This window comes from Phormidesmis sp. 146-33 (assembly GCF_052939515.1).
The window spans coordinates 41,132-65,929 of record NZ_JBJPHU010000006.1 but is presented as its reverse complement, the minus strand read 5'-3'; the positions used below and the strand labels follow the sequence as shown (position 1 = coordinate 65,929).

27 protein-coding genes are annotated in these 24,798 nt (G+C 49.3%); 14 read left to right on the top strand and 13 right to left on the bottom strand.

Annotation, left to right across the window (positions count from 1 at the left end; all coding sequences use genetic code 11):
* Positions 1 to 9: 9 nt before the first annotated feature.
* Together ACJ2PR_RS04285 and ACJ2PR_RS04280 are read right to left on the bottom strand one after the other, a co-directional pair.
* The gene (locus ACJ2PR_RS04285; RefSeq protein WP_446876060.1) at positions 10 to 471 is read right to left on the bottom strand and encodes an NUDIX hydrolase; all 462 of its coding nucleotides are present in this window, start codon (positions 469 to 471) and stop codon (positions 10 to 12) included.
* A complete protein-coding gene (locus tag ACJ2PR_RS04280; protein ID WP_446867672.1) occupies positions 468 to 875 on the bottom strand; it encodes a hypothetical protein in 408 nt (135 codons plus the stop codon). The genes ACJ2PR_RS04285 and ACJ2PR_RS04280 overlap by 4 nt, the downstream gene beginning before the upstream one ends.
* Positions 876 to 1,091: 216 nt before the next feature.
* Here ACJ2PR_RS04280 and folD point away from each other — a divergent pair, with 216 nt between their 5' ends.
* The 3 genes from folD (at position 1,092) to ACJ2PR_RS04265 (ending at position 3,516) form a co-directional block, all read left to right on the top strand.
* Positions 1,092 to 1,946 carry a bifunctional methylenetetrahydrofolate dehydrogenase/methenyltetrahydrofolate cyclohydrolase FolD gene (gene folD / locus ACJ2PR_RS04275; protein ID WP_446876059.1) on the top strand — a complete coding sequence of 285 codons (855 nt, stop codon included), beginning with the start codon at positions 1,092 to 1,094 and terminating at the stop codon, positions 1,944 to 1,946.
* Between the two features lie 101 nt (positions 1,947 to 2,047).
* Positions 2,048 to 2,974, top strand: a complete 927-nt coding sequence (gene crtE / locus ACJ2PR_RS04270) for a geranylgeranyl diphosphate synthase CrtE (RefSeq protein WP_446867673.1) — start codon at positions 2,048 to 2,050, stop codon at positions 2,972 to 2,974.
* A gap of 77 nt (positions 2,975 to 3,051) precedes the next feature.
* The gene (locus ACJ2PR_RS04265; protein ID WP_446860606.1) at positions 3,052 to 3,516 is read left to right on the top strand and encodes a divergent PAP2 family protein; all 465 of its coding nucleotides are present in this window, start codon (positions 3,052 to 3,054) and stop codon (positions 3,514 to 3,516) included.
* Positions 3,517 to 3,532: 16 nt separating this feature from the next.
* Here ACJ2PR_RS04265 and ACJ2PR_RS04260 read toward each other — a convergent pair whose 3' ends face one another.
* Positions 3,533 to 4,201, bottom strand: a complete 669-nt coding sequence (locus ACJ2PR_RS04260; RefSeq protein ID WP_446860607.1) for a hypothetical protein — start codon at positions 4,199 to 4,201, stop codon at positions 3,533 to 3,535.
* Positions 4,202 to 4,325: 124 nt separating this feature from the next.
* A complete protein-coding gene (locus tag ACJ2PR_RS04255) occupies positions 4,326 to 4,652 on the bottom strand; it encodes an MgPME-cyclase complex family protein (protein ID WP_446860608.1) in 327 nt (108 codons plus the stop codon).
* Between the two features lie 84 nt (positions 4,653 to 4,736).
* Between ACJ2PR_RS04255 and ACJ2PR_RS04250 the strand changes: the two genes are divergently transcribed.
* Positions 4,737 to 4,868 carry a hypothetical protein gene (locus ACJ2PR_RS04250; protein ID WP_446876058.1) on the top strand — a complete coding sequence of 44 codons (132 nt, stop codon included), beginning with the start codon at positions 4,737 to 4,739 and terminating at the stop codon, positions 4,866 to 4,868.
* A gap of 82 nt (positions 4,869 to 4,950) precedes the next feature.
* On the opposite strand, the gene ACJ2PR_RS04245 is transcribed toward ACJ2PR_RS04250, so the two are convergent.
* The 3 genes from ACJ2PR_RS04245 to ACJ2PR_RS04235 form a co-directional block, all read right to left on the bottom strand.
* Positions 4,951 to 5,673, bottom strand: coding sequence for a pyridoxine 5'-phosphate synthase (locus ACJ2PR_RS04245; protein ID WP_446876057.1), 723 nt, complete (start codon positions 5,671 to 5,673; stop codon positions 4,951 to 4,953).
* Positions 5,674 to 5,857: 184 nt separating this feature from the next.
* The gene (locus tag ACJ2PR_RS04240) at positions 5,858 to 6,535 is read right to left on the bottom strand and encodes a LabA-like NYN domain-containing protein (protein ID WP_446860610.1); all 678 of its coding nucleotides are present in this window, start codon (positions 6,533 to 6,535) and stop codon (positions 5,858 to 5,860) included.
* 223 nt (positions 6,536 to 6,758) lie between these two features.
* The gene (locus tag ACJ2PR_RS04235; protein WP_446876056.1) at positions 6,759 to 8,762 is read right to left on the bottom strand and encodes an amylo-alpha-1,6-glucosidase; all 2,004 of its coding nucleotides are present in this window, start codon (positions 8,760 to 8,762) and stop codon (positions 6,759 to 6,761) included.
* A 353-nt stretch (positions 8,763 to 9,115) separates the two neighbouring features.
* Between ACJ2PR_RS04235 and ACJ2PR_RS04230 the strand changes: the two genes are divergently transcribed.
* Positions 9,116 to 9,535, top strand: a complete 420-nt coding sequence (locus tag ACJ2PR_RS04230) for a hypothetical protein (RefSeq protein WP_446860612.1) — start codon at positions 9,116 to 9,118, stop codon at positions 9,533 to 9,535.
* A 68-nt stretch (positions 9,536 to 9,603) separates the two neighbouring features.
* On the opposite strand, the gene ACJ2PR_RS04225 is transcribed toward ACJ2PR_RS04230, so the two are convergent.
* Entirely contained in the window at positions 9,604 to 10,890 is a 1,287-nt protein-coding gene (locus tag ACJ2PR_RS04225) for a Glu/Leu/Phe/Val family dehydrogenase (protein ID WP_446876055.1), read from the bottom strand.
* A 139-nt stretch (positions 10,891 to 11,029) separates the two neighbouring features.
* Between ACJ2PR_RS04225 and ACJ2PR_RS04220 the strand changes: the two genes are divergently transcribed.
* Positions 11,030 to 11,629 carry a DUF4126 domain-containing protein gene (locus ACJ2PR_RS04220; RefSeq protein ID WP_446860614.1) on the top strand — a complete coding sequence of 200 codons (600 nt, stop codon included), beginning with the start codon at positions 11,030 to 11,032 and terminating at the stop codon, positions 11,627 to 11,629.
* 67 nt (positions 11,630 to 11,696) lie between these two features.
* Here the strand turns inward: ACJ2PR_RS04220 and argJ are convergent, their stop codons facing one another.
* Together argJ and ACJ2PR_RS04210 are read right to left on the bottom strand one after the other, a co-directional pair.
* Positions 11,697 to 12,938 carry a bifunctional ornithine acetyltransferase/N-acetylglutamate synthase gene (argJ, locus tag ACJ2PR_RS04215; RefSeq protein WP_446876054.1) on the bottom strand — a complete coding sequence of 414 codons (1,242 nt, stop codon included), beginning with the start codon at positions 12,936 to 12,938 and terminating at the stop codon, positions 11,697 to 11,699.
* A 422-nt stretch (positions 12,939 to 13,360) separates the two neighbouring features.
* Entirely contained in the window at positions 13,361 to 14,152 is a 792-nt protein-coding gene (locus ACJ2PR_RS04210; protein ID WP_446876053.1) for an alpha/beta hydrolase, read from the bottom strand.
* Between the two features lie 184 nt (positions 14,153 to 14,336).
* Between ACJ2PR_RS04210 and ACJ2PR_RS04205 the strand changes: the two genes are divergently transcribed.
* Positions 14,337 to 15,341 carry a CHAD domain-containing protein gene (locus ACJ2PR_RS04205; protein ID WP_446876052.1) on the top strand — a complete coding sequence of 335 codons (1,005 nt, stop codon included), beginning with the start codon at positions 14,337 to 14,339 and terminating at the stop codon, positions 15,339 to 15,341.
* 8 nt (positions 15,342 to 15,349) lie between these two features.
* On the opposite strand, the gene map is transcribed toward ACJ2PR_RS04205, so the two are convergent.
* Positions 15,350 to 16,111 (bottom strand): type I methionyl aminopeptidase, encoded by a 762-nt coding sequence (gene map / locus ACJ2PR_RS04200; RefSeq protein ID WP_446867681.1) that lies wholly within the window; start codon positions 16,109 to 16,111, stop codon positions 15,350 to 15,352.
* A gap of 227 nt (positions 16,112 to 16,338) precedes the next feature.
* Between map and ACJ2PR_RS04195 the strand changes: the two genes are divergently transcribed.
* Positions 16,339 to 17,370 carry a recombinase RecB gene (locus tag ACJ2PR_RS04195; protein WP_446876051.1) on the top strand — a complete coding sequence of 344 codons (1,032 nt, stop codon included), beginning with the start codon at positions 16,339 to 16,341 and terminating at the stop codon, positions 17,368 to 17,370.
* A 58-nt stretch (positions 17,371 to 17,428) separates the two neighbouring features.
* Here the strand turns inward: ACJ2PR_RS04195 and nrdJ are convergent, their stop codons facing one another.
* The gene (gene nrdJ, locus ACJ2PR_RS04190; RefSeq protein ID WP_446876050.1) at positions 17,429 to 19,759 is read right to left on the bottom strand and encodes a ribonucleoside-triphosphate reductase, adenosylcobalamin-dependent; all 2,331 of its coding nucleotides are present in this window, start codon (positions 19,757 to 19,759) and stop codon (positions 17,429 to 17,431) included.
* 226 nt (positions 19,760 to 19,985) lie between these two features.
* On the opposite strand from nrdJ, the gene ACJ2PR_RS04185 reads away from it, so the two are divergent.
* From ACJ2PR_RS04185 to ACJ2PR_RS04175, 3 genes are all read left to right on the top strand, one after another.
* Positions 19,986 to 20,534 carry a hypothetical protein gene (locus ACJ2PR_RS04185; RefSeq protein ID WP_446876049.1) on the top strand — a complete coding sequence of 183 codons (549 nt, stop codon included), beginning with the start codon at positions 19,986 to 19,988 and terminating at the stop codon, positions 20,532 to 20,534.
* Positions 20,535 to 20,904: 370 nt separating this feature from the next.
* Positions 20,905 to 21,132: a hypothetical protein gene (locus ACJ2PR_RS04180; RefSeq protein WP_446860623.1), complete on the top strand. Its 228-nt coding sequence runs from the start codon at positions 20,905 to 20,907 to the stop codon at positions 21,130 to 21,132.
* Position 21,133: 1 nt separating this feature from the next.
* Positions 21,134 to 21,874, top strand: coding sequence for a type 1 glutamine amidotransferase (locus ACJ2PR_RS04175; RefSeq protein ID WP_446876048.1), 741 nt, complete (start codon positions 21,134 to 21,136; stop codon positions 21,872 to 21,874).
* Positions 21,875 to 21,884: 10 nt separating this feature from the next.
* Here ACJ2PR_RS04175 and ACJ2PR_RS04170 read toward each other — a convergent pair whose 3' ends face one another.
* Complete coding sequence (locus tag ACJ2PR_RS04170) at positions 21,885 to 22,358, bottom strand: hypothetical protein (protein WP_446876047.1); 474 nt, start codon at positions 22,356 to 22,358, stop codon at positions 21,885 to 21,887.
* Between the two features lie 477 nt (positions 22,359 to 22,835).
* Between ACJ2PR_RS04170 and hisC the strand changes: the two genes are divergently transcribed.
* The 3 genes from hisC (at position 22,836) to ACJ2PR_RS04155 (ending at position 24,703) form a co-directional block, all read left to right on the top strand.
* Positions 22,836 to 23,897, top strand: a complete 1,062-nt coding sequence (gene hisC, locus ACJ2PR_RS04165) for a histidinol-phosphate transaminase (protein WP_446876046.1) — start codon at positions 22,836 to 22,838, stop codon at positions 23,895 to 23,897.
* A gap of 136 nt (positions 23,898 to 24,033) precedes the next feature.
* The gene (locus ACJ2PR_RS04160) at positions 24,034 to 24,417 is read left to right on the top strand and encodes a hypothetical protein (protein WP_446876045.1); all 384 of its coding nucleotides are present in this window, start codon (positions 24,034 to 24,036) and stop codon (positions 24,415 to 24,417) included.
* Positions 24,418 to 24,511: 94 nt separating this feature from the next.
* Positions 24,512 to 24,703 carry a hypothetical protein gene (locus ACJ2PR_RS04155; RefSeq protein ID WP_446867690.1) on the top strand — a complete coding sequence of 64 codons (192 nt, stop codon included), beginning with the start codon at positions 24,512 to 24,514 and terminating at the stop codon, positions 24,701 to 24,703.
* The last annotated feature ends 95 nt before the right edge of the window (positions 24,704 to 24,798 follow it).

The window sequence follows — 24,798 nt, the reverse complement described above, 5'->3', positions numbered from 1 at the left end:
GTACTACTTTTAATCTGCCTGCTCGATGAAGTCTAACAAAATTCGCTGCGCCCCTTCGGTCAACGGTCGAATCTGCTGCGCCCGATCGCTATACCGTTCCCCTCGCCGAATCTCTTCGCGAGTCAGTAGCTGCATGTCCCAGCCTTCCATCAGCGTCAACTCTGACAACTCCACCTTGAGCGGCGCATAAAATACATAGCGAATCACCTTCTCATCGACATAGCAGCCAAACCGCTGAACGATCGGCATTACATAATTGATCTCTTCGACTACTTCCCGCTGGACGGCGATTTCGGGTGTTTCTCCGGGTTCCAAGTGTCCGCCAAACATGCCCCAGTGGGCGGGATAGACGATATTGGGCAGATCATCGCGTAGCTGCATTAAGAATTGATTCTCACGAGTAAGAATGGCGATCGCTACCTGAACGCGAGTTTCATCTGGTGCGGCTACAAAGTCGTCAATCCGATTCATGAAGTTTTGCCCACAGAAACGACCTCAACGGCTCCCTGTTGCTCAAGATAGACCGTGCCCGACTCTCGACCGTCTAGCAGAATACTTTGATAGCGAACTTTTCCAGTCACTTTCACCTCAGTCGCCACTGGCAGCTTTTCTTTTGTCACAACCCAAATCTTCCCCGTCGCATCTTGAAGCTCAAAAGCCCGTTGACCCAGGAGCGGCGCTTGAGCGACAATTTTGCCCTGCAACCGCACCGTATAATTCGTTTTACCCTTTTGAATCTCACTGATCTTGGTCGTACCAAAATCCAACACTGAAAACACCGCCCCCGGTTGAACTGGCTCAGACGCTTGAGGAGACCCACAACCCACCAAAAAGACCAGCCCAACACAAGAGAAGACCGAGAAGAGCGATCGCATAACCCCCACCGCCTCAAATGGTTTAACTCACAATCCGGGACATCTACAATCAAGGCTGGCGATCGAACCGCCACACCCAAAGTCAAATCCAGCAACCCATTACAAGGTAGTCCAAATCTGCCAAACTGAGCGGAAGATCACCCGCATTCAGCCAAACCTCCCAATTCTAAGTTCATCCCTCATCCCTCATCCCTCATCCCTCATCCCTCATCCCCCATGATTCTCCTCGACGGTAAAGCCCTCGCCCAAAAAATGCAGACCGAGTTAGCCCAACAGGTGCAAACCCTGCAAGCTCAAAATCGTCCTCCCGGTTTGGCTGTACTGATGGTCGGAGACAATCCCGCCAGCGCCGCCTACGTGCGAAACAAAGAACGCGCCTGTGCAGCCGTGGGAATCGCCTCGTTTGGCAAACACTTTCCGATCGAGACGACTCAAGCAGAATTAGCGCAAACGATCGGAGAATTAAACCAGGACGATCGCGTCGATGGCATTCTGGTACAACTGCCGCTACCCAATCACCTCGATAGTGTCGCTCTGCTCAATCAAATCAATCCCGACAAAGACGCAGACGGGTTGCATCCCTTTAATCTAGGGCGACTGCTGCGCGGCGAACCGGGGCTGAGAAGCTGTACACCCGCCGGCGTGATGAAGCTGCTCGAAGAATATCAAATTGATTGTAAAGGCAAACAAGCGGTCGTCATTGGGCGTAGTATTTTGGTGGGGAAACCCATTGCACTCATGTTGTTGGAGGCGGATGCGACGGTGACGATCGCCCATTCTCGCTCTCATGACCTGACGGCGATCGCCCAAAGTGCTGACATTTTGATCGCAGCAGTCGGTCGTCAAAACCTGGTCACAGCCGAAATGGTCAAACCGGGAGCCGTGGTGGTCGATGTGGGGATCAATCGCGTAACTGACGCGACGGGCAAAAGTCGTCTGGTTGGAGATGTCGATTTTGATGCGGTGCAGCAGGTCGCAGGATACTTAACGCCTGTTCCGGGTGGGGTGGGTGCGATGACTGTTACCATGCTGTTGCACAATACAGTGTGGAGCTATTCGCAAAAGCTTTGAGGGTTGAGAACTAAAAACTGATTTTCACCTTTCTCATTTTTATAAAATCTCTAATGCAAAATTTGCCCAATGGGAAGCAAGGCTCAGTAGGAGGGACTCTAATGGTGGTGACGGACGGAACACAGTTTTCTAAACAAGCGCCTCAGTTTGATCTGCGGGCTTATCTCGCGGCAAGACAAAAAAAGGTAGAAGCGGCCCTCGATCGTTCGCTTCCGATCGTCTACCCTGAGCAGATCTACGAAGCGATGCGCTACTCTCTGCTGGCCGGTGGAAAGCGGCTACGGCCGATCCTCTGTCTAGCAACGTGCGAATTGGCAGGAGGAACGATCGATATGGCGATGCCAACCGCCTGCGCGTTAGAAATGATTCACACGATGTCGCTGATTCATGACGATTTGCCTGCGATGGATGATGACGACTATCGGCGGGGCAAACTCACCAACCACAAAGTTTTTGGCGAAGCGGTGGCGATTTTGGCGGGCGATGGGCTGCTGGCTTACGCTTTTGAGCATATTGCGGAAGAAACTCAGAACGTGCCTGCCGATCGTCTCGTCAAAGTCATTGCTCGATTGGGGCGGGCCGTCGGGGCTGCGGGGCTGGTCGGCGGACAGGCTGTTGACCTCCATTGTGAAGGCGTTTGTGATGTCAAGATTGAGACGCTCAATTTCATCCACGCCCACAAAACGGCCGCTTTACTCGAAGCTTCGGTGGTCAGTGGCGCTATTTTAGCCGGGGCCTCCGAAACAGATGTTCAGAAATTGACTCGATATTCTCAAGCGATCGGACTAGCCTTTCAAATCGTCGATGATGTCTTAGATATCACGTCCACTCAAGAAGAATTGGGCAAATCAGTCGGCAAAGATCTACGCGCTCAAAAAGCTACCTATCCCAGCTTTTGGGGCATCGACGAATCCAAAAAACAAGCCCAACAACTCGTCGAGCAAGCCAAGTCAGACGTATCAGGATTTGGCGATCGCGCCCTACCTCTGATGGCGATCGCGGACTTTATCACCGCTCGAACCCACTAAGAACTACCGATAAAAAGTGCCGATTCAAACCAACTGAACAACCCACCAAACCCTTTCATCCCTCATCCCTCCCCCCTATGCAGGACTTTGGCACCATTTTAGACAACCGAGTGCTGCTGATCGCTCTCGTCGCGTGTTTGATTGCTCAGGCTACAAAGCTATTGGTTGAGTTAGTCGTCAATCAGAAGGTTAACTTGAAGGTTTTGGTCGAAAGTGGTGGAATGCCCAGTTCTCATGCGGCGTTGGTAGCAGCGCTGGCGGCAGGAGTCGGGCAGACATCGGGATGGGCCAGCAGTGAGTTTGCGATCGCCACCGTGTTTGCCATTATCGTCATGTATGATGCGGCGGGTGTGAGACGGGCAGCCGGAAAGCAGGCACAAATTCTCAACCAGATGATCGACGAATTCTTTCAGGGCGAACATCAATTTACCGAAGAACGTCTCAAAGAACTGCTCGGACACACGCCCGTTCAGGTGATTGTCGGCTCGATTTTGGGAATTGCGATTTCTTGTGTCGCCGAGTTTGCCTTTAATCTAAAGTAAATAATTTGAAGTAAAGCTACCTGCCGCCGATCGCAGGCACACTCACCGCAGATCTCAAAAGGGTGACGCGACGGCTATCGACAACCATCGCCCAAAAGCCGCGATCGCTGAGTTTCTGTAAAGTTGAGTTAGCGATCGCCTGATCCGTCGTTTGAATGGCTAACAGATAGGGACGCTGACCATAGGAGACCAGACCCACTTCTTTGCTCAATGCCTGCTGGACTTGTCCCGCCAATTCTGGACGATCAAAGTAGCTGACCAAGACGGCATATCCAGTCCCAAGCGGTTGAGGGTTGTAGGTCGATGGATCAGAGGCTTTGGCCGACAGAGGTGCAGGTTCGGGGGGGCGAGTCGCTGTCGGAGTCTGAGTTGAGCGGGCGACAAAGGCTTGGAGTCCAACGGTTTGGGTGAGGTATTGGGCCCACGAGTTAGCCGTCTCAACCGAACTAAAGCCACTCACACGAGTCACCACATTTTCCAGGTAGTTACAGACCGTCGCATCTGCATTGTTGGGCAACACACTCCGGACTTTGGACTGGGTTTCTGAAGTTTTGTTGAGAACCAATAACAGATACTCGCCGGACTTGGGGGGCTGACACTGAGGATAGGAGGTCTGCGCCATCGTGCTTGTGGCCGTCATCGCCAACCCTGCAACTGTAAGAAATACCTGTAACGATCGAGTCATAGTGAGTTTTGACTTTTGGATTCTAGATTTTAGACGGTCTCAGGCGATTTGTTTCAAATTTAGTCGGACGGGTTTGAGTGATTTTACCGATGAGCTTCAATCTAATCTCTGAAATCCGAAGCGCCTATGAGACAGAAGACAGTGACGCAAGCGGTTGAGGAATGGTTTCTGAAGCCTCAAACTGCCCGGTGATCACGTATTCTAATCGCAGTTTTAGCCAGGTGATGAATTGAGGATTGGTAGACACGATCGCCGCTGCGGGTTGCGGACAGCCAGCTTTGACGGATGCCAATTCGGGCGCTTCCAAAAAGGCAGGCTGACGAATTAGCCAAAAATCAATTTCCTTTTCGTTTTCTCGATAATTGCGAGTTCGTTCCTTGATCACTTCTGCGATCGGTTCTTCATCGATGAGAAATTTCTCGCTGGCCAAAACGTAATAGTAAGTCGTCATTTGCTTAAATTTGTAGTTTGGATGGCAAAAGGATGATTTGGGCGGTTTGAGTGTGAGGTTCGACGAATCTCTAAGGATCGTGAATTGAATAAGGTCGATGATTGCCTGGTTGCTTCGCCCCCTAAATCCCGCATTCTGGGAGACTTTGAGAAAGCAGACATTCTAGAATTTGAGGCAGTTTCGCGGTTCAAAGTCCCCCAAATTTGGGTGATTTAGGGGGCAGAAGCCGAATTAAACGAAGCGAAATCGCGAGATTACAGGTTGTTTAATTCACGATCCTAAGCCAAGATCTTCACGTTCAAAGTTCTCCTCGAATCGCTTGTTTCATCTCGCGCACGGCTCGTTCTAACCCGACCAGGGCGGCCCGGCTGATGATCGTGTGTCCAATATTCAATTCTTCCATGCCTGGGAGACCTGAGATCGCAAAAACATTCCAATAAGTCAAACCGTGTCCCGCATTCACGCGCAGGCCAGCGGCGATCGCCTGTTCACAGCCTTTGGCTAAGAGTTCTAATTCTTTTTGGCGATCGGACTCGCTGTGAGCTTCGGCATACTGTCCGGTGTGGAGTTCGATAAATTTTGCGCCTGTGGCGGCGGAGGCTGCAATCTGGTGAGAATCTGCATCAATGAATAAGCTGACCGGAATGTGAGCGTCTTGGAGTTGGGCGACAACTTGCTGCATACGATCACGCTGCCCTGCAATGTCTAATCCGCCTTCGGTGGTGACTTCTTGACGCTTTTCGGGGACGAGGGTGACGTAATCGGGTTTGATATCGAGGGCGATCGCCACCATTTCATCAGTCGCTGCCATTTCTAGATTGAGATGAGTTCTCACCGTCTGACGCAACAGCCGTACATCCCGGTCTTGAATGTGGCGACGGTCTTCGCGCAGATGAACGGTAATGCCATCGGCTCCGGCTAGTTCTGCGAGGACGGCGGCCGCAACGGGGTCAGGCTCTACAGTGCGTCGTGCTTGACGAATAGTGGCGATGTGGTCAATGTTAACGCCGAGAGTAGGCAATTTCTTTTCTCCAAAAGGCTCGATCTTGATTTTAGTGCATCTACGATCGCAGCTAAAACGATCAATTCAAGTCACTCTTAAAGTCCCCCAAAATTGGCAGCTTGGGGGGCAGAAGCCGTCAACACCGAAGCCGCATCCATCAAATTCACACTAATAAACAAGAATAAACAAGAGCAAATCGAACTCAATCACGACGAATATTTAGCCAGGTGGGTGACTGAGATTCGCGACCCCTGGAGGGTAACTCGGAGAGATCGCTTTCCTCTCGCTGAACTTGGTCTTTGATGGTTGCCAGATCGGTGTAGAGGTCAGACACATTGATCAAGCTGTCACTGGTCATTGAGTAAAGGCTCACCACCTCGACCCGCACGCCCCGATAACTAACCGAATTGACTGCATAAGCGAGATCTCCATCTCCACTAAGCAAAACGATCGTGTCACAACAACCTGACAACCTCAACATATCGACCGCCATTTCAACATCCAAATTAGCCTTACGAGTGCCATCTGGAAACTGAATTAACTCTTTAGCAACGACGCGATATCCGTTGCGGCTCATCCAAAGTAAAAATCCCTGTTGTTTTTCGTTACTGCGATCGACTCCGGTGTAAAAGTAAGCCCGTACCAGTCGCCGCCCCCCGACTAAAAATTGCAGAAGCTTTGCATAATCGATGCCAACACTCAAGACCGATGCTGCATAAAACAGATTAGAGCCATCGACCAACACCACCACGCGGTCGTGCTCCTGAGAGGCATTCGTCACCCTGCTAGAAGCCGCTACTTCTGGCTCAAACGGCTCATTCCAATGATCTAAGTTAGGCAAGTGACGCTCTCTCTGAGGTCTGGGAATGAGTCCCGACATAACAGCCTCCGGGTGAATGAGTTTGCGGATTGCTCCTGGTTTTGGGGCGATCAAGCTCAAGTAAAACGATGGGAAAGGCTATTTACCGCGCAGTGATTCAAAAGCAGAAGAATTTAAGATTTCTTTTAGTTTTTAACATGATTTCCTGACAATTGACTTGAGTTGATCAACCCAGCAATCACTCTTGATTTATCGCAACATTTTTGGATGAAATGAAACTTGGTTAGAAGTCTGTGCATTCGTCTAAGCAGCGTAAAAGTTCGGCAATGGTGCCGACATGGGCGATCGCTCCTCTCGGTAGATGCGGTGCATCGCCATCAAACAATTCTGAAATCGCGCCCAAACAAACCTGCTGCTCTAGATGAGTCTGCAACGGCTGCCAATCAAATGGCAGGGGACAATCCGCATAAAAATGATTCCATGCCCGCAAAAAAGGACTGAGTAACCAACTCCAAACTGTGCCCTGATGGTAAGCCAATTCTCGCGTCCAGACCGCGCCTTCATAGCGTCCTTGATAATTGGGATCAGTGGGGTCAAGCGTTCGTAAGCCATAGGGAGTCAGGAGTCGATCGCGGGCCACCTGCAAAATCTGTCTTGCCTGGTCTGAAGAAAACGCACAGTGATGAAGCGACAGGGCCAAAACTGCATTGGGTCGAAGGGTCGGGTCGCTGCGATCGTCCGGGGTGATCACGTCAAATAGATAGCTGCGATCAGCATTCCAAAATCGCTGAAGAGACTGCTTTACCTGACTGGCTTGATCGGCATAGCGACGGGCTTGGTTGACGAGGGCAGCATTGGTGGCATCCGATCGACTCAAAGCTGTAGCCCACTGAGTGGCCCAACACAACGCAGAATACCAGAGCGCATTCACTTCGATCGGTTTGCCTCGGCGGGGAGTGACGGGTCGATCGTGGACGCGGGCATCCATCCAGGTGAGGGCGATCGTGGCATCATCCCAAATCACCAGTCCATCGGAGGCATCAATGCGAATGTTGTAAAGCGTCCCGGCTGTAAAAGATTTGTAGATTTGTTTGACTACGCCGTACTGTTGAGTGAGAAAGTCCCAATCTTGGCTGGCTTCTAGATAGAGTCCGAGCATTTCGATCCACCAGAGTGAGGTGTCGATGCTGTTGTAGATGGGCTTTCCGTCAGGTTCGGCAAAGCCATTGGGAATCAGCCCTTGATAGCAGTATTGTCCGAGTGTTTTTAATAGCGATCGCGCCAGTGAATAGCGTTGTGTCGTCAGGGCTAATCCAGGAAGTGAGATTAAGGTAAAGCGTCCGATATCTCTAAACCAGGGGTAACCCGCAATGAGCGTTGGCGTTCCGGTTGTGCTTCTAAAGGCGACAAAGCGATCGCTCGTTTCTAATAGTCTTTTCTGAAAGTTTGATGAGGCTGTGTTGGTCAAGGGTGCAATCCGATCGGTTTGTTGTTGGAGTTCGCGATCAAACGTTTCGCTGGTGAGCTTTAGTGATTCGGCTGTCAATCCTACGCTTGCTTCTAATGTGATCATTTCTCCAGCGTGCAGTCTGGTTGAAATGTATCCTGGACTATAGAGATCTTCGCAATCATTTAAGCCGCGTTGAGTTTCTTCGGGATAGTGAAAATTCCAGTACCAAACGCTGTCAGGCTGATATTGTCCTTGACTCCAGCAAAGTTGCCACGGGGTTCCGACTTGACCCGGCCGCATCGATTGCAAACTCAGATGGTGTGGCTCGACCAGTTGAGAAAAGCTCAGATCAGGGGATTGGTGTTGCTGTTGATGAAGGGGGCGATCGCCAATCAAAGGACGCAATCTCAAAACCGCTACTTTTTGCCCCTGATAGCGATATTGCATCAACACACGATGACTAAACTCAGGTAAACCAGACGCTTCTTGATCCTGCTTTTCTAACCCGTAGGGCATGAGAATCTGACGAGTCAATGCCCAGTCATCTTGTTGCCAAACCCAGGTCGGCACCGGATCAGGCGAGAACGATCGCAGCATTTCCCCTTTCGGAGACACCGTACCGTCATGCCAAAAGTTTGTCCCCAGTGAGAAGACAAATCCAGCGATTTCTAGACTGGCATCAATGTGAGAAAGCAGTAGCGTGCAGCGATCGGGGGGATCAAGCGCCGCCATCAACCACCCATGATAAGTGCGAGTACGCGCATCACAAATGGTGCCACTGGCAAAGCTGCCTAGCCCGTTAGTGAGTAGCCATTCTCGAATGTCGAGGTCGTTCATGGGGATGGGGTTAGGAAGCTTCTACTCAAAACTCATATCGTGTTTTCATCTCAGATAGCGTAATCTTTTTTAGCCTTCACGATGTTTTCATTAGAAACCTCCGAGAACTTTGGTCGTCTTAAGAAATAAAGGAATGTGCGTTAGGCTCTAATGCTGTTTTGTCTAAGTCTGAAGTCCAAAATCTGAAGTCCGCAGCATCAAAGTATGAACTGGTATGAAAACCCTGATTGTGTAAAGGCTTGGCGCTCCTTCCCCGTGACACTTCACAAACAGTAACAACTCGGCTCTTAAGGACTTTCGTGGCTTGCGATACTAAATCTATATAAGTCTCGTCTCTGTTGGGGGTGAATTCGATGAAACTATCTCGTTGGGCAACAATTCCGACTGCGCTGGCCGCTGTTTTGGCAATAGGAAATCTTGCAGTGAGTCAAACAGTTGCGATCGCTCCAAACTCGCAAACCATGACCCTGAATGGAACTTCTGGCGGCCCTAAAAAAGATGCAAGCTGTGCAGGGTTTATTAACAATACGCCCAATCACGTTATCCAGGTGACGGCTGATGCCAATCTTCGCTTTAGCCTTCAAGGATCAGGCGAACCGACGCTACTAATTACCGGATCTCAAGGGCAAAACTTCTGTGTGCAAGCTGATAGCTTGTCGGGTGGCAAAATCGAAATTCCAGGACGCTGGACAAAAGGAAAGTATCAAGTCTATGTGGGCGATCGTGCCCAGGGACGCAATCCTTACACCTTGTCGATCGCACCTCAAAATTAAACGGGACTCTGGACTTTAGACTCCAGGCAGAACAGCATTTGATGTCCTATGTCTTGAGTCTATTGCCTTTAGTGGGCGTTGTAGTAGAGGCGGGTACCTTTGGCATCGATCGCTTCTCCTAGTCGATTTAAAGCGTGAACGTAGGCGGCTGTTCGCATGGGGATGGAGTGGGTGTGCGCGATCGTCCAGATTTGTTCTGTCTCGTCGATCATTTTGCGCTGAAGGCTCTGGTTGACTTCGCCGATCGTCCAGTACATGCCGCTGCGGTTTTGCACCCATTCAAAGTAGCTGACGGTTACGCCTCCTGCATTGATCAAAATGTCAGGAAAGACATAAATTCCCTTAGCTTCAAGAATGGGATCGGCGGCAGAGGTGATCGGCCCGTTGGCCACTTCAAAAATTAGTTTGGCTTTGACTGCGGGAGCGTTTGTTTCTATGATCTGCTTTTCTAAGGCAGCAGGAATCAGAATATCCACGTCTAACGCCAACAGTTCCTCATTGGTAATCACCTCGTGATCCACAATGTTGCAGACCGTCCCTTCACAATAAACGGCTTTCATTGCACGAGTCGAATCTTTGAACTGGCGCACACTGGGAATATCTAACCCATTTTTGGCATAGATTCCGCCTTGAGAATCGCTGACCGCCACCACCTTGTAGCCCGCTTTGAATAGCAAGTCCGCCAGCGTCCCTCCTGCATTGCCAAACCCTTGAACGGCAACGGTTGTGGTTTGTGGAACGCGATCGAACTTCGGCAAAATTGCTTCAATCGCATAAAACGCCCCCATCGCCGTCGCCGCTTCCCGTCCTAGACTGCCTCCCATTGCGATCGGCTTGCCCGTCACCACGCCGGGACTAAGCTGCCGCTTGATAATGCTGTATTGATCCATCATCCAGCCCATGACCATCGCGTTGGTGTAGACATCGGGAGCCAGAATATCGACATCGGGGCCAATAAAGTCAGCGATCGCGTCAATATACCCCCGGCTCAACCGCTCCAATTCGAGTCGAGACAGCGCTTTGGGGTTGACCGTAATGCCCCCTTTTGCGCCCCCAAACGGCAAACTCAGCGCCGCACACTTAAACGTCATCCAAAACGATAGAGACTGCACCTCATCAAGCGAAACGTTGGGATGATAGCGCACACCTCCCTTACCTGGCCCGCGAGCGTCATCATAACGAACCCGATAACCTTGAAACACCTTCAGCGACCCATCATCCATTCGCACCGGAATCGAAACCGTAAGGCTGGCTTTGGGAAATTTGAGCGACTCGATCGTATCCTCAGAAACCGAAGTGTACTTTAGTGCCCGTTCTAACTGTCGAGCCGCATCCGATAAGAGAGAATCTGCCATAACTGTTATTTTTCCGGCTTATCTAGAAAGCAAATGCAAAGATAGATGAGGTTCCTTCACGATGAAGAAACGATTCCTGAAGTTCGTCGCCCCCAAACGGCTTTAACTGTCTGCCCCTCTTGATAACCCTTCTTAGCCCATGATTGAACTTCTCCTGGCCGTTCTCTCTGCGTCGGCGGCCGCAGGAATGAGAATTGCCCTACCGCTGCTGGTCATTGGTCTCGTCTTTGGAGGAGAGTTGTGGTCGCGGGTGCCCATTTTGTCTCGTCTGTCGCCGCCGATCGTGCTGGGTGTGCTGGTCAGTTGGTCGCTGTTGGAAATCTTCGCATCAAAGAATCGCGTTGGACAGCGATCGCTACAAATCGTTCAACTTTTGCTCAGTCCGATGGTGGGGGCAATGATGGGAATGGCGATCGCCCAAGCAACCGATGTTCCCGGCTGGTTGTCTAATCTATTGGGGGCAGTGGGAGGCTTGCTGGCCCTGGTCTTACAACTGGTGCAGGTCGGCTGGTTTTACCGTTTGAGCGGTTTACCTTTATGGATTATTTTTTTTCAAGATATTTTGTGTGTTGCGCTGGTACTATTTGCCTTTGATGCGCCCCGCCAAGGGGGAATTATTGCCCTACTGTTACTCTGGTTAGCGATTCGCAGTTCCAAAAATTGGCAACGCTGGTATCGTCAGCAAGCGCAACCAGGACAAAAGGGCAATCCTCGGCGGTATTTGCAAGACCCGGATTAGGAGGGAGGAGGGAGGAAGTGGTCTTGCTAGTTTGTGGGATAAAGATTCACCGTGGGCGTAGAGGATGTCAAGTCGTGTATTCTGCGTTGATCTTCACATAGTCGTAGCTAAGATCGCAGCCCCAGGCTTTGCCGCTTCCTGATCCGTTGCCGACACTGACTGAGATGAGAACGGTGTCTTCTTGCAGATAAGCTCCGGCGGCGGCTTGTTTGAGATACTCGCTGGCAGAAGGACGATCGAACATTTGAGGCTGTCCGTTTTGCATCATCAAAAAGTCGCCCAGCTTGATCTGAAGTTCGCTTTGCTCAAAGGGGATGCCTGCCCGTCCCGCAGCGGCTGAGATTCTTCCCCAGTTGGGGTCGCGTCCAAAAATTGCGGACTTGACGAGAGAAGACCCTGCGATCGTTTTGGCAATTTGCCGAGCACCATCATCGTCTGGGGCCCCCGAAACTTGCACCTCGATCAGGCAGGTGGCTCCTTCACCGTCCCGCGCGATCGCTTTCGCTAGATAGGTACACACTTCTGTCAACATCGCTTCTAGCTTGTCGGCATCGGCTCCCATCTCGGTAATGGCGGGGGTGCGAGACTGACCATTGGCCAAAGCAATCAGCGTGTCATTGGTGCTGGTGTCTCCATCGACGGTGATTTGATTGAAGCTGCGATCGGCGGCTCGACTCAGCATTTGTTGCCACAGTTGGGACGACACCGCCGCATCACAAGTGACAAAAGACAGCATCGTTGCCATATTGGGGTGAATCATGCCTGACCCTTTGGCAATGCCTCCCATTCGGACGGGACGATCGCCAATCATCGTTTCTAAAGCGATCGTTTTAGGAACTAAATCCGTCGTCATGATGGCTCTAGCGGTCGCGTCCGAACCCGTTTCGCTCAAGGTGGCAATTAGTTGGGGAATGCCCGATCGAATGGCATCCATTTTAATCCGCTGCCCGATCACGCCCGTCGAGGCCAGCAAGACTAAATCTGAGGAAATGTTTAAGGCTTGAGACACGAGTTGGGCAGATTCTAGCGCGTCTATCATGCCTTGAGTCCCGGTGGCGGCGTTGGCCTGTCCGGCGTTGCAGAGAATAGCGCGGGCGATCGACTTTGCCTGAAGGCGTTCTCGACAATAATCGACGACAGGCGCTCTCGTTTGGCTAGTGGTGAATACTCCGGCAGCGATCGCGTCTGCATCAGAGACAATCAGTGCTAAGTCAGGGAGACCGGACGGCTTGAGTCCTGCGGTGATGCCTGTCGATCGATATCCCTTGGGGGCTGTCACCCCACCCGAAACCTGCTGCCAATCTGCCATAATCCTATCTCCCTTCCCTTATCGATCCATGAGAGCGGATTATATCAAGTCAAAGGGGTAGAGGATGATTTCAGAAAGCCGATAGATAAGAAAAAAGGGAGGGTCGCATCTCGCAACTCCCCCTGTCATCAGGGTGCATCTACTGAACACAGTATGTCACCTTTGGGGTGTAGGGTGAAACCCCTCAAGCAATTCTTTGTCAAAATTACATAATTTTCTCGCGAAAATTTCACAGAACAAATAAAAACCAGTGTTTTTTCGGTAGAAATTATGTGCTAGGTGCTATCTAAATTTCTAGATTGAGTGTAAATCTGCTCGTTTTATGGTAGCGCTTTCAAAAGAGGATGTTTCGGTTTGTGGCGATCGAGTTCCGCGACTGCAACCAGTTTTGAACTCATCCCAGGTCAACCAGGCATGTAACCCTAATTTAGACCTTGAGATTGGAGCCATTCTAAAATGATGTCTGCCGAAATCCTCCAATCTTCTCCCAACATTAGATCGTGAGAAAGGTCGCCTAGCAAGATAGGCTTTGTGTGGTGAATATTAGCAATCTTTGTACACTCCTTGTCTGGAACTAAGGGATCTTTTGTACCCTTAATGACTAATACCTGCTGAGGTTTTACAGGGCGATTAAACTTTAGAGACGTTAGCTCTTTTAACATTAAATATCCGGATTCAGATTGATTTACAATTTTCTGACTATATTGATTTCTTGCCTCTTCGGTTAGCTTGTTGGGTAGGAAAAAGCTTTGAATGACTTGTGAAGAATGCCACAAAACATCTGGGTTAGAAGTCAACAGCATTTGAATTGTTTTAGCAGGATAAAGGCGAAGAAAGCGAAGTCCTACGGCACGCAATCCTGACGGTGTACTTGTAGACATGATGACTGCGGCAGGCACAGAGTTTTTTTCAATATATTTTTGAACCAGCATCCCACCCAGTGAATGACCGACTAGAATGGTCGGTTTCTCAATTTTTTGTATTGTTCGATCGATATCTTCCAAATATTCACTAAAACTAACTTTTTGAGAGCTTGAGTCACTATTTCCATGTCCTCGCAAGTTGAGCGCGTAGGCAAAATATCCCAACTGAGCAAAATAATCTAGAAAATGTTCTTCCCAACACCATGCGCCATGATAGGCACCGTGAATAAATAGAACACTTTGGCCACTTTTGTTACCTTCAGGCGATCGAGCAATCAGTTCAAGCTGCATCGCTAATCTCACATATTCCTATTCTTGTCTTAAATACTAATAAACTCTAACTAATCAGTTCTAACTAATAAATTCTCCAATCAGCCTTTAATTCCCCCTGTTTTTAAGGAGTTATCCCATTAGCAGGAAGATTAAGAGGTTAGCGTTCTCTTATCCTGCTAGATGACGATAGATACCGACAGCTATGAAGACAACCCTAGAGAAGCCAATGCAAAAGCCTGCTCAAGAGGAAACGCTAGAGAACTTTGCTTACCAGGCGATCGCTAAACATTTCAAAAAATTTGTCAAACACGAATTAGACGTTTTGCAAGACAAAGATCCAGAATATTTGCATCAAATGCGGGTGGGAATCCGACGGTTGCGGACGGCAATTCAAGTGTTTGGGTTTGCGATCGAGTTGCCCACAGCCGCCAGCGATCGTCGTCTTGCCAGGGTTGCTCAGTCGTTGGGGGCGGTTCGCGATCTGGATGTGTTGACCGCAGCGCTCGAAGCTCAACAGCAAACCGATTTGCCCAAAGCAGAACAGTCGAAATTGACCACGTTGCTCAAAAAGATGCACAAGCAGCGCAAACAGGATTTTGATCAGCTAAAACAGACCCTAAAAAGTAGTAAATACCAAGATCTCAAAGATGCCTTTGATCACTGGTTAGACAAGCCTAAATACGATGCGATCGCTCAACTGCCAATTCTAGAAGTGTTACCTGATCTATTGTTGCCGTTGATTAGCAAAACGTTGCTTCATCCTGCTTGGCTCGTCGGGGCCACCTTTGAAAGTGGCAAAGCCACAGTTCCTCCACTACAGCCTGAGACGATCGGGCAATTTCTCAATCAACACAGCTCAACGCTGCACGATCTTCGCAAACAAATGAAACGGGTACGCTATCAAACCGAACTGTTTGTCGATTTTTATGACGATCACTACGCGACGCAGGTGGATGAGTTTAAGACGATTCAAGAAGTGTTGGGGCAGATTCAAGACAGCGCTGTGATGCAAGATTATTTGATAACGCGATTACAGGTTTCTCTTGAGGAGAGTTGTCCGACGGTGGCTCGACATCTCGATCGCAATGTTGCTCATGCCTGCGAACAGTGGCAAACTCTGCAAAGTCACTATCTAGATGCAGAGTTTCGATCCAGTCTGCGACAGTTGTGTAACGCTCCCCAGGTAGCAGAATCTACTTTCTCTTAGTTCAGCGTTTAGTTCTGCGTCAAAATTTCATACCCGGTTGCCGTGACGACGAGCGTATGTTCGCATTGGGCTGAGAGTTTACGATCTTTGGTGACGGCCGTCCATTTGTCTTTGAGAACTTCGACTTCCCAGGTGCCTTCGTTGATCATGGGTTCGATCGTAAAGACCATTCCGGGACGCAGCTTTTTACCCGTGCCGCGTTTGCCATAGTGAGGAATCTGAGGCGCGGTGTGAAAAATATTGCTGATGCCGTGACCCACAAAATCTCTCACTACAGAGAACCCTTGAGACTCTGCATATTCCTGAATGGCTGCCCCGATGTCGCCGATTTTTGCGCCAGGTCTGACCTGCTCGATTCCGAGATGACGGCATTTGTCGGTGACTTCGACGAGTCGTTTGGCCAAAGGAGACGGTTCGCCGACGAGGTACATTTTGGAGGTGTCGCCGTGGTAGCCGTCGAGAATCAGCGTTACGTCGATATTGATAATGTCGCCGTCTTTGAGAATTTGTTTAGCGTTGGGGATGCCGTGACAGACAACTTCATTGACGCTGGTGCAGATCGATTTGGGAAAGCCGTGATAGCCGAGGGGTGCGCTCTTGGCTCCGTGTGCCTGCGTCCAGCGTTCGGCTTCGTCATTGAGTTGCAGGGTCGTCACGCCGGGTTTGACGAGGGGTTCGAGGTGGTCGAGTAGCTGTGCGGCTAGGTGTCCGGCACGACGCATTTTGTCAATTTCGCGGCTAGAGAGGAGGGTGATGACTTCTTGTTCCATAGGATTTATTTTAGCTTTGATAGTCGAGGAGTTGACCACCTGCCTACGCCCGATCGACTTCTCTCAATTATCTAACGCGATGGGAACTCGATCGTGCGCGACGATCGCTAAAATCCTCGCCTCGATAGCAAGAGTAAGCACCATGAGAATTAAGTATTATCAGTGGTTGAATCACAGCATCCTGTATAAAATAAGCTAAATTATTCATATTTATAGCAGAGCTTTAAATGCTAACTCGCGTTTCTGGTGGATGGGCGTTTGAAAATGAAAGCATCTTAGAATCTCTTATCTGGGAGAACTTGAATACGCTCTTTCCAATCCAACCTATTGCTCGTCAATTTATTTGTAAAGGTGAGATTTGTGACATTATTGCGGTTGGCTTAAACCGAGAGCTAGTCATTATTGAGATGAAAAATGCTGAAGACCGATACCTCGTTCAGCAACTTACTCGTTACTACGACAATCTAATCAGTGAAAAGCCTTGGTTTGACCAAATTGACTATAGCCAACCCGTTCGCCTGATTGGGATTGCTCCTAGTTTTCATCGTCACAATTTAATTGATCGAAAGTATTCAAAGCTAGAGACTGAATTTTTAAGTTTTTGTGTTCAGCAGGACTTAGATTCCTCCTTCTGGATATCGCTTCAAAATCTTGAACAACAACCAGTTTGCAAAGCACCCATTCCATATACAGAGATTCTTCAACTTAAGAATGTTGATTTACCATCGCCTCCACCAAGATTATTGGAGGTGTTGGGTGGAATGTCAGTTGTAGATCGAGAGCAAGTTCTCAGCATTCGAGAGCAAGTTCTCAGATTTGATCCACGCATACAAGAGATGCCTGAGCAAGACACTATTCTATACGGACAACCAGGAAAAAGGAAGCAGTGTGTAGAGTTTCTAGTTGACAGCAAAACGGCTCAACTCATTCTATTCTTGTGGGTTCCTTACCAAAAACGTCAACAAAACTTTGCGGTGGGTCGTCATCGCATCTGGACAGATTGGAAGCATGTCACCCATCTTGCAAGTGTCGGTACAGGGTTAGGTAAATTAAGAACCTCTAGAGAATGGTTTGAGTATTACCGCGCAAGAGATCTTAAAGCTGGCAAGCCCCCTCGCGCTTTCTGTTCGCCAGCAAGCAAACTCTGTGCCACCAAATATGATTACTATGCATCACGTATGAGGTATCAGAGGGAGGATAATTCTCTAGAGACGATCGTCAATCTTGCTCTAACAACATGGCAGAAAAAAATGGGCTAGATGATCAAAATTCCCCGCCTTCACTGTGGAAAACGGGGAGTAAACAAAACCGATCGCTCTAACCTTTCTTCTCAGGCATCATGCACTTATCGCTATCGCATCCGGCGGGCCCTTCGGCGACCACTTCACCCGAATCGTAGCGAGTCAGAGCCGTGTAGAAATCGGTCGTTTTCTGACGTGAAAGCACTTGTTGTTGAAGCTGCTCAAAGGTGGCTCGATCGATTTTCTCAAACGGCAACCGGGGGAAAGGTGCATCAAATCGCGCTAACAATGCAGCACTGATGTAGCCTTCGTTTTGGTCGATCGCTTGATAGATTCGAGATGCCAACGCTTCGATCTCATCTTCGCGAAGTTCAATAGTTGCGCTGGTATTGTGAGCCGTGTAGTAGCGCTGAACTTGCAAATAGAAATCCATCTGAGCGATCGCTGAGAACTTTTCGATCTCAATCTCATCGGCTCCTGGAATGCTGGCCCAAGGCACTTCGACCGGAATTTCAACTAACCACTCAGTACAGCGCGGATCAAACGGATCATTCAGCAAGTTACCCGCTTCGTCTTTGTCAGATTGGGAAGGGACAGTGCTGTAACCATAATCTAGACAAGCCATCGCTACCGGATCGTTTTTGCGGAACGTAATCCGACGAATGAACCGTTGGGCTTTGGGCGGATGCCATCCAGGACTTGCGCCAGTGAGCAGCGATTTGGTTCCGGCAGGTTGGACGGTGGTGCAGCGATTGGGGCGACGCAGGTTGTGACGATCGCAATACTCTCCAACGACCCGATGCACGATTTCTCGCCAGCGAGTTAGATACTCCTGTTCTTTTTGCTTGAACTGTAAGCCCGTGACCGTATCAGGTCTACCCACCTCCCACCAGCGCAGCCACTCCACGCCAAAAGCATTCACAAAGAAATCGAAAAGTCCGGTGAAGGAAACGCCGACGATCGGATCAAGCTCACGAGAATACTGATAGCGAGGCTCATTAAACTTGTGGTTCAACAATGCCGCAACCGACAACGCACCCGCTGTAAAGGCTTCTTCTTGTTCGTTGAAGTTAAACGGATCAAGCTGATTGAGGTGAACTTCAGAAAGGTTACAGTGAAAATTTTCTCCCAAAATTTCCCCACATGGGTTAAGTCCGTAGCGTCCCAGCCGATGTTCTAATTCTTGAGTCGGCATTTTTGGATAATGTTCTTGTATCCATTGTTGCCCTTGACTTGCGTTGTAAGCCCGTAGAAACTCAGTCTTTAGTTCCAGTGTGGTGAGAATATCTGCGTTAGAGCGAGCGATCGCTTCGGGTGCATACTGAATCGCGCCTTCCCCGGAGTAAAACTGCTTGCGAACGGCATCGATACATTCTTGCTCAGTGGGCTGATGATGATAGACGCGAGTGTGATTGGCCATGCGAAGAACATCACGATCGGGGTCAATTCGCCAATTGCCCTCAGCATCTTGTTGCCAAAGGTTATCTTTCGCTCCCGCAAACTCTACATCTTCACTACTGCCTTGACGCATCCCCGCTGAGCGCCTAATATTGCCGGCCACGACACAGGCGGCGGCTTCGTCAATGAGAATGCAGCACTCGACAGACGTGAGTTGACGACCGATCGCCCGATCGAGAACCGTAGCACAGCGTTCATATAGTCCCGGTAACCGGACAGGGTTAGCCACACCGCCAAATCCTTTGAGGCGCTCACCTGCGGGGCGGACATGGCTCAAGTCAACGATGATTTCTACATCACTGGTGAAGCGATCGTCGGTTGAGAGTTCTAATAAGCTCTGGTAAGAAGCCACCCAACCCTGACGACTGTCACCGACTCGAATCGTCACCTGATTGCCTTTGACAAAGAGTTCTGTCTGGTCTTGACGCTGATCGACAGGCTGAGACCCGATTTCACTAACTGATCGAATCTTCAAGCGATTGCGAATGACTGGAAGTTGGCTTGTGTACTTGGGTTCTAAAACGGCACCTGTCCCTGATCCCATCATGGACAGATCCATCATCAAGCCGAACGATCGCCAGTCGGTCACATTGGTACTGGTGCAATTGTAGGAGCCTGAGAAGTTTTCGGGTTTAGCAATCCAGCCCGTGCCGCCCACCCACAGCCAGCGTCCAGACGGTAGACAGCGCATCGACTGCTGCATCTTCTCGATCAGAGTGCGCTCTTCTGCGGTAAGCTGTCCCAGTTCGGCGAGTCCTTGAATGGTGCGATCGCTGACTTCTTGCCAAGATTCACGGCGATCGTCAGCAATTTTGCGGCTGTAGGTACGATAAAAGACAGGGTTTGCAGCAGGTGCCGATGGGGGAAACTGCCCGTTTAGCTGTCCTGAAGTTTGGACATTTGGATCTGAAAGGTCTCTGGGTCTAATTCGTTCAATGTCTCGAACCATTTGGGACTCCCTGTCTCATATATAGCGTTGGGGTGACAAAAAGATGTCTTACTACTCTATATGTAGTTCTTAAATTCGGCAAGGAATTGATCAGGTTTTGTGATCATTCGCTAGTTCAAGTGAACTAACTTGACTTGTCGATCGAGTATAAACCTATTTTCAAAAAACGCCCGAAAACAGCATCCACTCCAGGAATAGATCGGATATCCTAAACTTTTTGCAGAAGATGAAAAATTATCAGAACTTTGTCAAGGCAGCGATCGTCCTCAGTGTGATGACGACTGGAACCGCCCACGCTCAATCTGCTAAACCGAACCCAGACGCTCAACTTAGCCCAGCCCAACTGCAAATTCTCAAAGCCACTGGACTCAAGGCTGCGTCCCTCTCTTACGTGCCTTTGGGGTTTCGATTAGACGAAATTCAGGTCAACGCCCAACGCAACGCGAGAATTGGCGGACTAAGGTATCTGATGATTTATCGCAAGTTTGGTCGCGACACTTCACAAGATTTTTGCTTTGCGATCGAAGCCACTAGCGGCGGAATTGGCGACCTGCCATCGGGTGAAAAAAGCTTTCCAGTGAACAATCCGACCTATGGCAAAACCACGCTGGAGTTGGGCAGATTTGGTTCGGCCAATCGGTCTACTCTATTGTCAAACTGGATAGGAAGCGGCCCGTTTTATCGATTTACAGGGGCAGATGTTAACCCAGCATTGAATCGCTGCCGCAATATCAGCCCACAAGAAGCGGTCAAAGTCGTTGAATCTATTCGTTAGATCAGCTTTTGATTTGATTTATAGGTTGATTTAGCGATCGTTTTTTGATGAATTTAGTCGGCTCTTTTTGCATTACAAATAGGGCCATTTGAACGTTACACAAATCAGAGCGTTACACAAATCACTTCTTAGATGCATTAGATGCAATGGATCTTCGATTTCCCCCAACCCTTCCTTAGTCAGGCGGGGAGCCAGAAAATCACACCTTCGATTAGGGGGGAAGCCGTAGGGAGGGGAGTTTGAGAGTCTATAGCTATGAAAGATCAAGCTGATATTAAACCAAAGTCCAAAGTTGAAAGTCCCAAGTTGGGAGTCCAAAATTTTCTCATCGCAAATGCGACAATAGACTCGTCCTTTTACAGAAATTTTTATGTGGCGAGTTATTGTTTACTGTTCTGCGGATAGTTGGCGTACCTATGCTAAAGACTTTAATGCGATCGTCGCCAAATATGGGGCAAAATCGCTCTCTAGCAAGAAGATGAAAGACGACGAGCGGCGCATTATGGAGTTTCAGATCGAGAATGTGGATGAGGCCGAATCATTTCAAGATGAGTGCCTGTTGTTAGAGGGGTTTACTGCACAATTTGAGGCATTGTAGCTTGACAAAACATCGGTCTGACTTAAAGATTCTGCTGCTGCAAATTCGTCATGACAGCCTGACTCGACAGGAAGAGTTTGGTGCGTTTGTACATTACAGTCGCTTAGAAGCTCATCAGTTTTCGGTGCTGGATGTTTATAAAACGCCTGAGTTTGAGGTAACGCAGCTCAATGGATTTGATGCATTGTTTGTGGGCGGATCTAGCGACGCTTCGGTGACTCAGCCTGACGTGTACAGGTTTGTGCCTGCGATCGAGCGTCTTTTGGTTCACTGTGTCGATCAGCACATTCCTGTTTTTGCGTCCTGCTTTGGGTTTCAGGCAGTGGTAGAAGCGCTGGGTGGAAAAGTGATTGTAGACAAAGACAAGATGGAAGTGGGAACGTATCCACTTTGGTTAACGCCAGCGGCCACGCATGATTTATTGTTTTGTGATGTACCGGATGGATTTTGGGCCGTCTCAGGACACAAAGAACGAGCGATCGCGTTACCTCAAAATGCAGTTTTACTCGCATCCTCCGATCAGTGTCCCTATCACGCTTTCAAGATTCCAGACAGACCGTTTTATGCGTTTCAGTTTCACCCCGAAATGAATGCTCAAGAGTTGGCAATCCGAATTCGTCGCTACCAAAATCGCTATTTTGATCACCCAGAAGTTTTGGAGCGAATGTTGAGCGAGTTGCAAGAAACACCGATCGCCAATCAACTGATTGAGAAGTTTGTCGATCGTATTCTTTTGGGCTGACGATCGCATTCTAACGATTATTGGCAACGCTGGTCAATCCTGTGGCGCGTAGGATTACTTTTGCGCCTTTGCGGACAATCAGAACGGTTCTAGATCCGGGCGCTGTGGGGAGATCAGGGTTGTCCATCGGCTCTTCTAAAACGTAGGAGTAGTCTCGATTTCGCCAGCCAATTCGACAGATTCCGTCGCGACAGGTGACTCGTCCCCCGGTTAAGTTGAGGCAGCGATTTTGGGTATCACAGCCCCGGTAAGTGAGGTTTCCAGTGCCATTCACACCTGACCACGAATTCGTGTTACCGATCGTAATCGTCCAGTCATCATTTTTTAGCGTGTAAGAACGTTTATCAGCATTGACTTGTTTAGATTGTGCAACATTCCGTTGACTGTAAGAAGTGGAATTTTCAACTTGTGCTAAGACAGGCGTGATCAGGCTTGTGAGTACGATCGAGGTCAACAACAGCCGAGACCCTAATTTCAGAAACATTTGCTTACCTTTGATGAGCGTTCAATAATATATTCAACAGAGTTAGTATGATTTACTGACTGTCATCCTGCCAAGAAAATATCTATTCGGATTTTAGACCAGAGACTTTAGACTGTAGACCTTAGAGGATGTTTGAAACGTATCAAATCGTCTGGAGATCCCCCTAGCCCCCCTTAAAAAAGCTACCGTGTACACACAAGTCTGGTGGCTTCGTTTCAGGCGGCTTCAGCCCCCTAAATCCCCCAGTTTGGGGGACTTTGACAAAGGAAAGATTTCCAAAGTTCAAAGCCATGACGACGGCTCAAAGTCCCCTTTTGAAGGGAGATTTAGGGGGATCGAAACTCTGAAACGTTAGAAGAAACACTTTTCAAACATCCTCTTACTTCAAATGCTCCCCTGTCTAGTGTCCACAGTCCAACGTCTACAGTCCAATGTCTACAGTCCAATGTCTACAGTCCAACTCATCACCCGATCGCAATGGCTGACTATTTTCGTTCTAACATTCAAGCAATGGCTGGCTACAAGCCTGGTGAACAGCCCAAACACGGGAGCGGAATCATCAAGCTCAACAGCAACGAGAATCCTTATCCGCCGTCACCCAAAGCGATCGAGGCTTTAAGCGCGATCGACGGTGAATGGCTCAGACGTTACCCCAATCCTTATGGAAATGAGTTTAGACAAGCGGTAGGTCAGGTGTTAGACATTTCACCCGATGAAATTATTGTGGGTAACGGTAGCGATGACTTGTTGAATATCGTGATTCGCGCTTGTACAGAACCGGGACGCAAAGTGGTCTACCCCACACCGACCTATGTGTTGTATCAAACGCTGACTACCATTCAAGCCGCCGAAGTGGTCGAGATTCCTTACGGGGAAGGGTTTGAATTGTCGCTAGAAAGCTTGATTGCTGCTCAGGGAGCCGTTACCTTTGTCGCGTCGCCTAACAGTCCGTCGGGGCATGGAGTGGCGATCGCTGATCTGCGAAAACTGGCCGCTCATCTGACGGGCATTTTGGTAATTGATGAAGCCTACGTCGATTTTGCTGAGACGAATGCTCTAGAGTTGGTCAAAGAATTTGAGAATGTTTTATTGATCAGAACCTTGTCCAAAGGCTATTCTCTCGCGGGATTGCGTCTGGGTTTTGGCATCGGACAGCCCCACCTGTTGAGTCAACTATTCAAAGTCAAAGACAGCTACAACATCGACGCGATCGCCTGTACTGTCGGAGCGGCCGCCATTCTCGATCAGGGCTACAAAAATGCTTGTGTCGATCGCATCAAAGCTTCTAGAACTCGACTCGCAGCCGACCTGAGACACCTCAACTTTCGAGTGTGGGATTCTCAAGCCAATTTTCTCCTGGTACAGCCTCCCCAGCCCAATGCAGAATTTCTCTACCAACACCTCAAAGCTCAAAACATTCTCGTCCGCTACTTTAACCAACCTGGACTAGACGACAAACTCCGCATCACGATCGGCACTCATGAGCAAAATGAAACTTTAGTCAAAGCCCTTAGCCAGACCTTGGACATTGGACGTTAGACTGAAAATCCAGGATCTAGCCTCTAAAGTCCAAACTTCTGCATAACCGTAAAGTCGCGCAAAAGTTAAGTGCCCAAAAAGCGGTTCAGGAGGTGCCAAAACAAGGTATCGTGCAAAGTAGTCAACAAAAATTAACATGGTAGAACGTCCCATCAAAAAATCTGAACGTCAGTCCGCTCCTGCTGGCGACAGTTCTCAACCTTCAGAGTCTAAAGGCTCAGATCACAGTTCAGAATCTCAAAATTCTGCGCCCCAAAATTCTGCACCCAGATCTTCTACGCCGCCGCCCGCCCCCAAACGCGCTGATCGCACCGCCGATCGTGCTTCCGATCGTACCGAAGACCGGGGAGACCGTCGCTCAGACCGCAAAGGCAAACGGGGCGATCGCGAAGAATCAAAACAGCCTGTTAATTTGGCACTGATGCGCGGCCCCAAACCCGTCAAACCCGCTGCACCCGCTCCCGAACCTGAGCCAGAAGCCGTGGCAGAAGAAACGTCAGAAGAGACCGCAGCAGAGTAGTTTGCCATGATGCAGACTCCTGTAAAACTTACGGAGAAAGGTAGGACGTTTAGCACTTCGTTCTGCCTTTTTTTGATGAAATGGCAACCAACTCATGACTAAGCGAACCTCACCCGGCGATTTGCAGGACTGGGATGATGCCCAAGACCTCAATCACATCGTCCACGACAAACGCGATGGCAAACGCGCCACACCCGCCAAAGGTCGCCGTCGCAATCGTCGCTACGAAAATCGCCTGCTCAAATTTCAAGTGGAGGGTGCAGAGAGTTTGGATGAGACCGACTGAGAGTAAGTCCCCCGCTCTAGATTTCGAGCATCTGACCAAATTTTGATTACCCTGGAAGAGGTGATTTAATCAATTAAAATTGGCTGACAGACGAG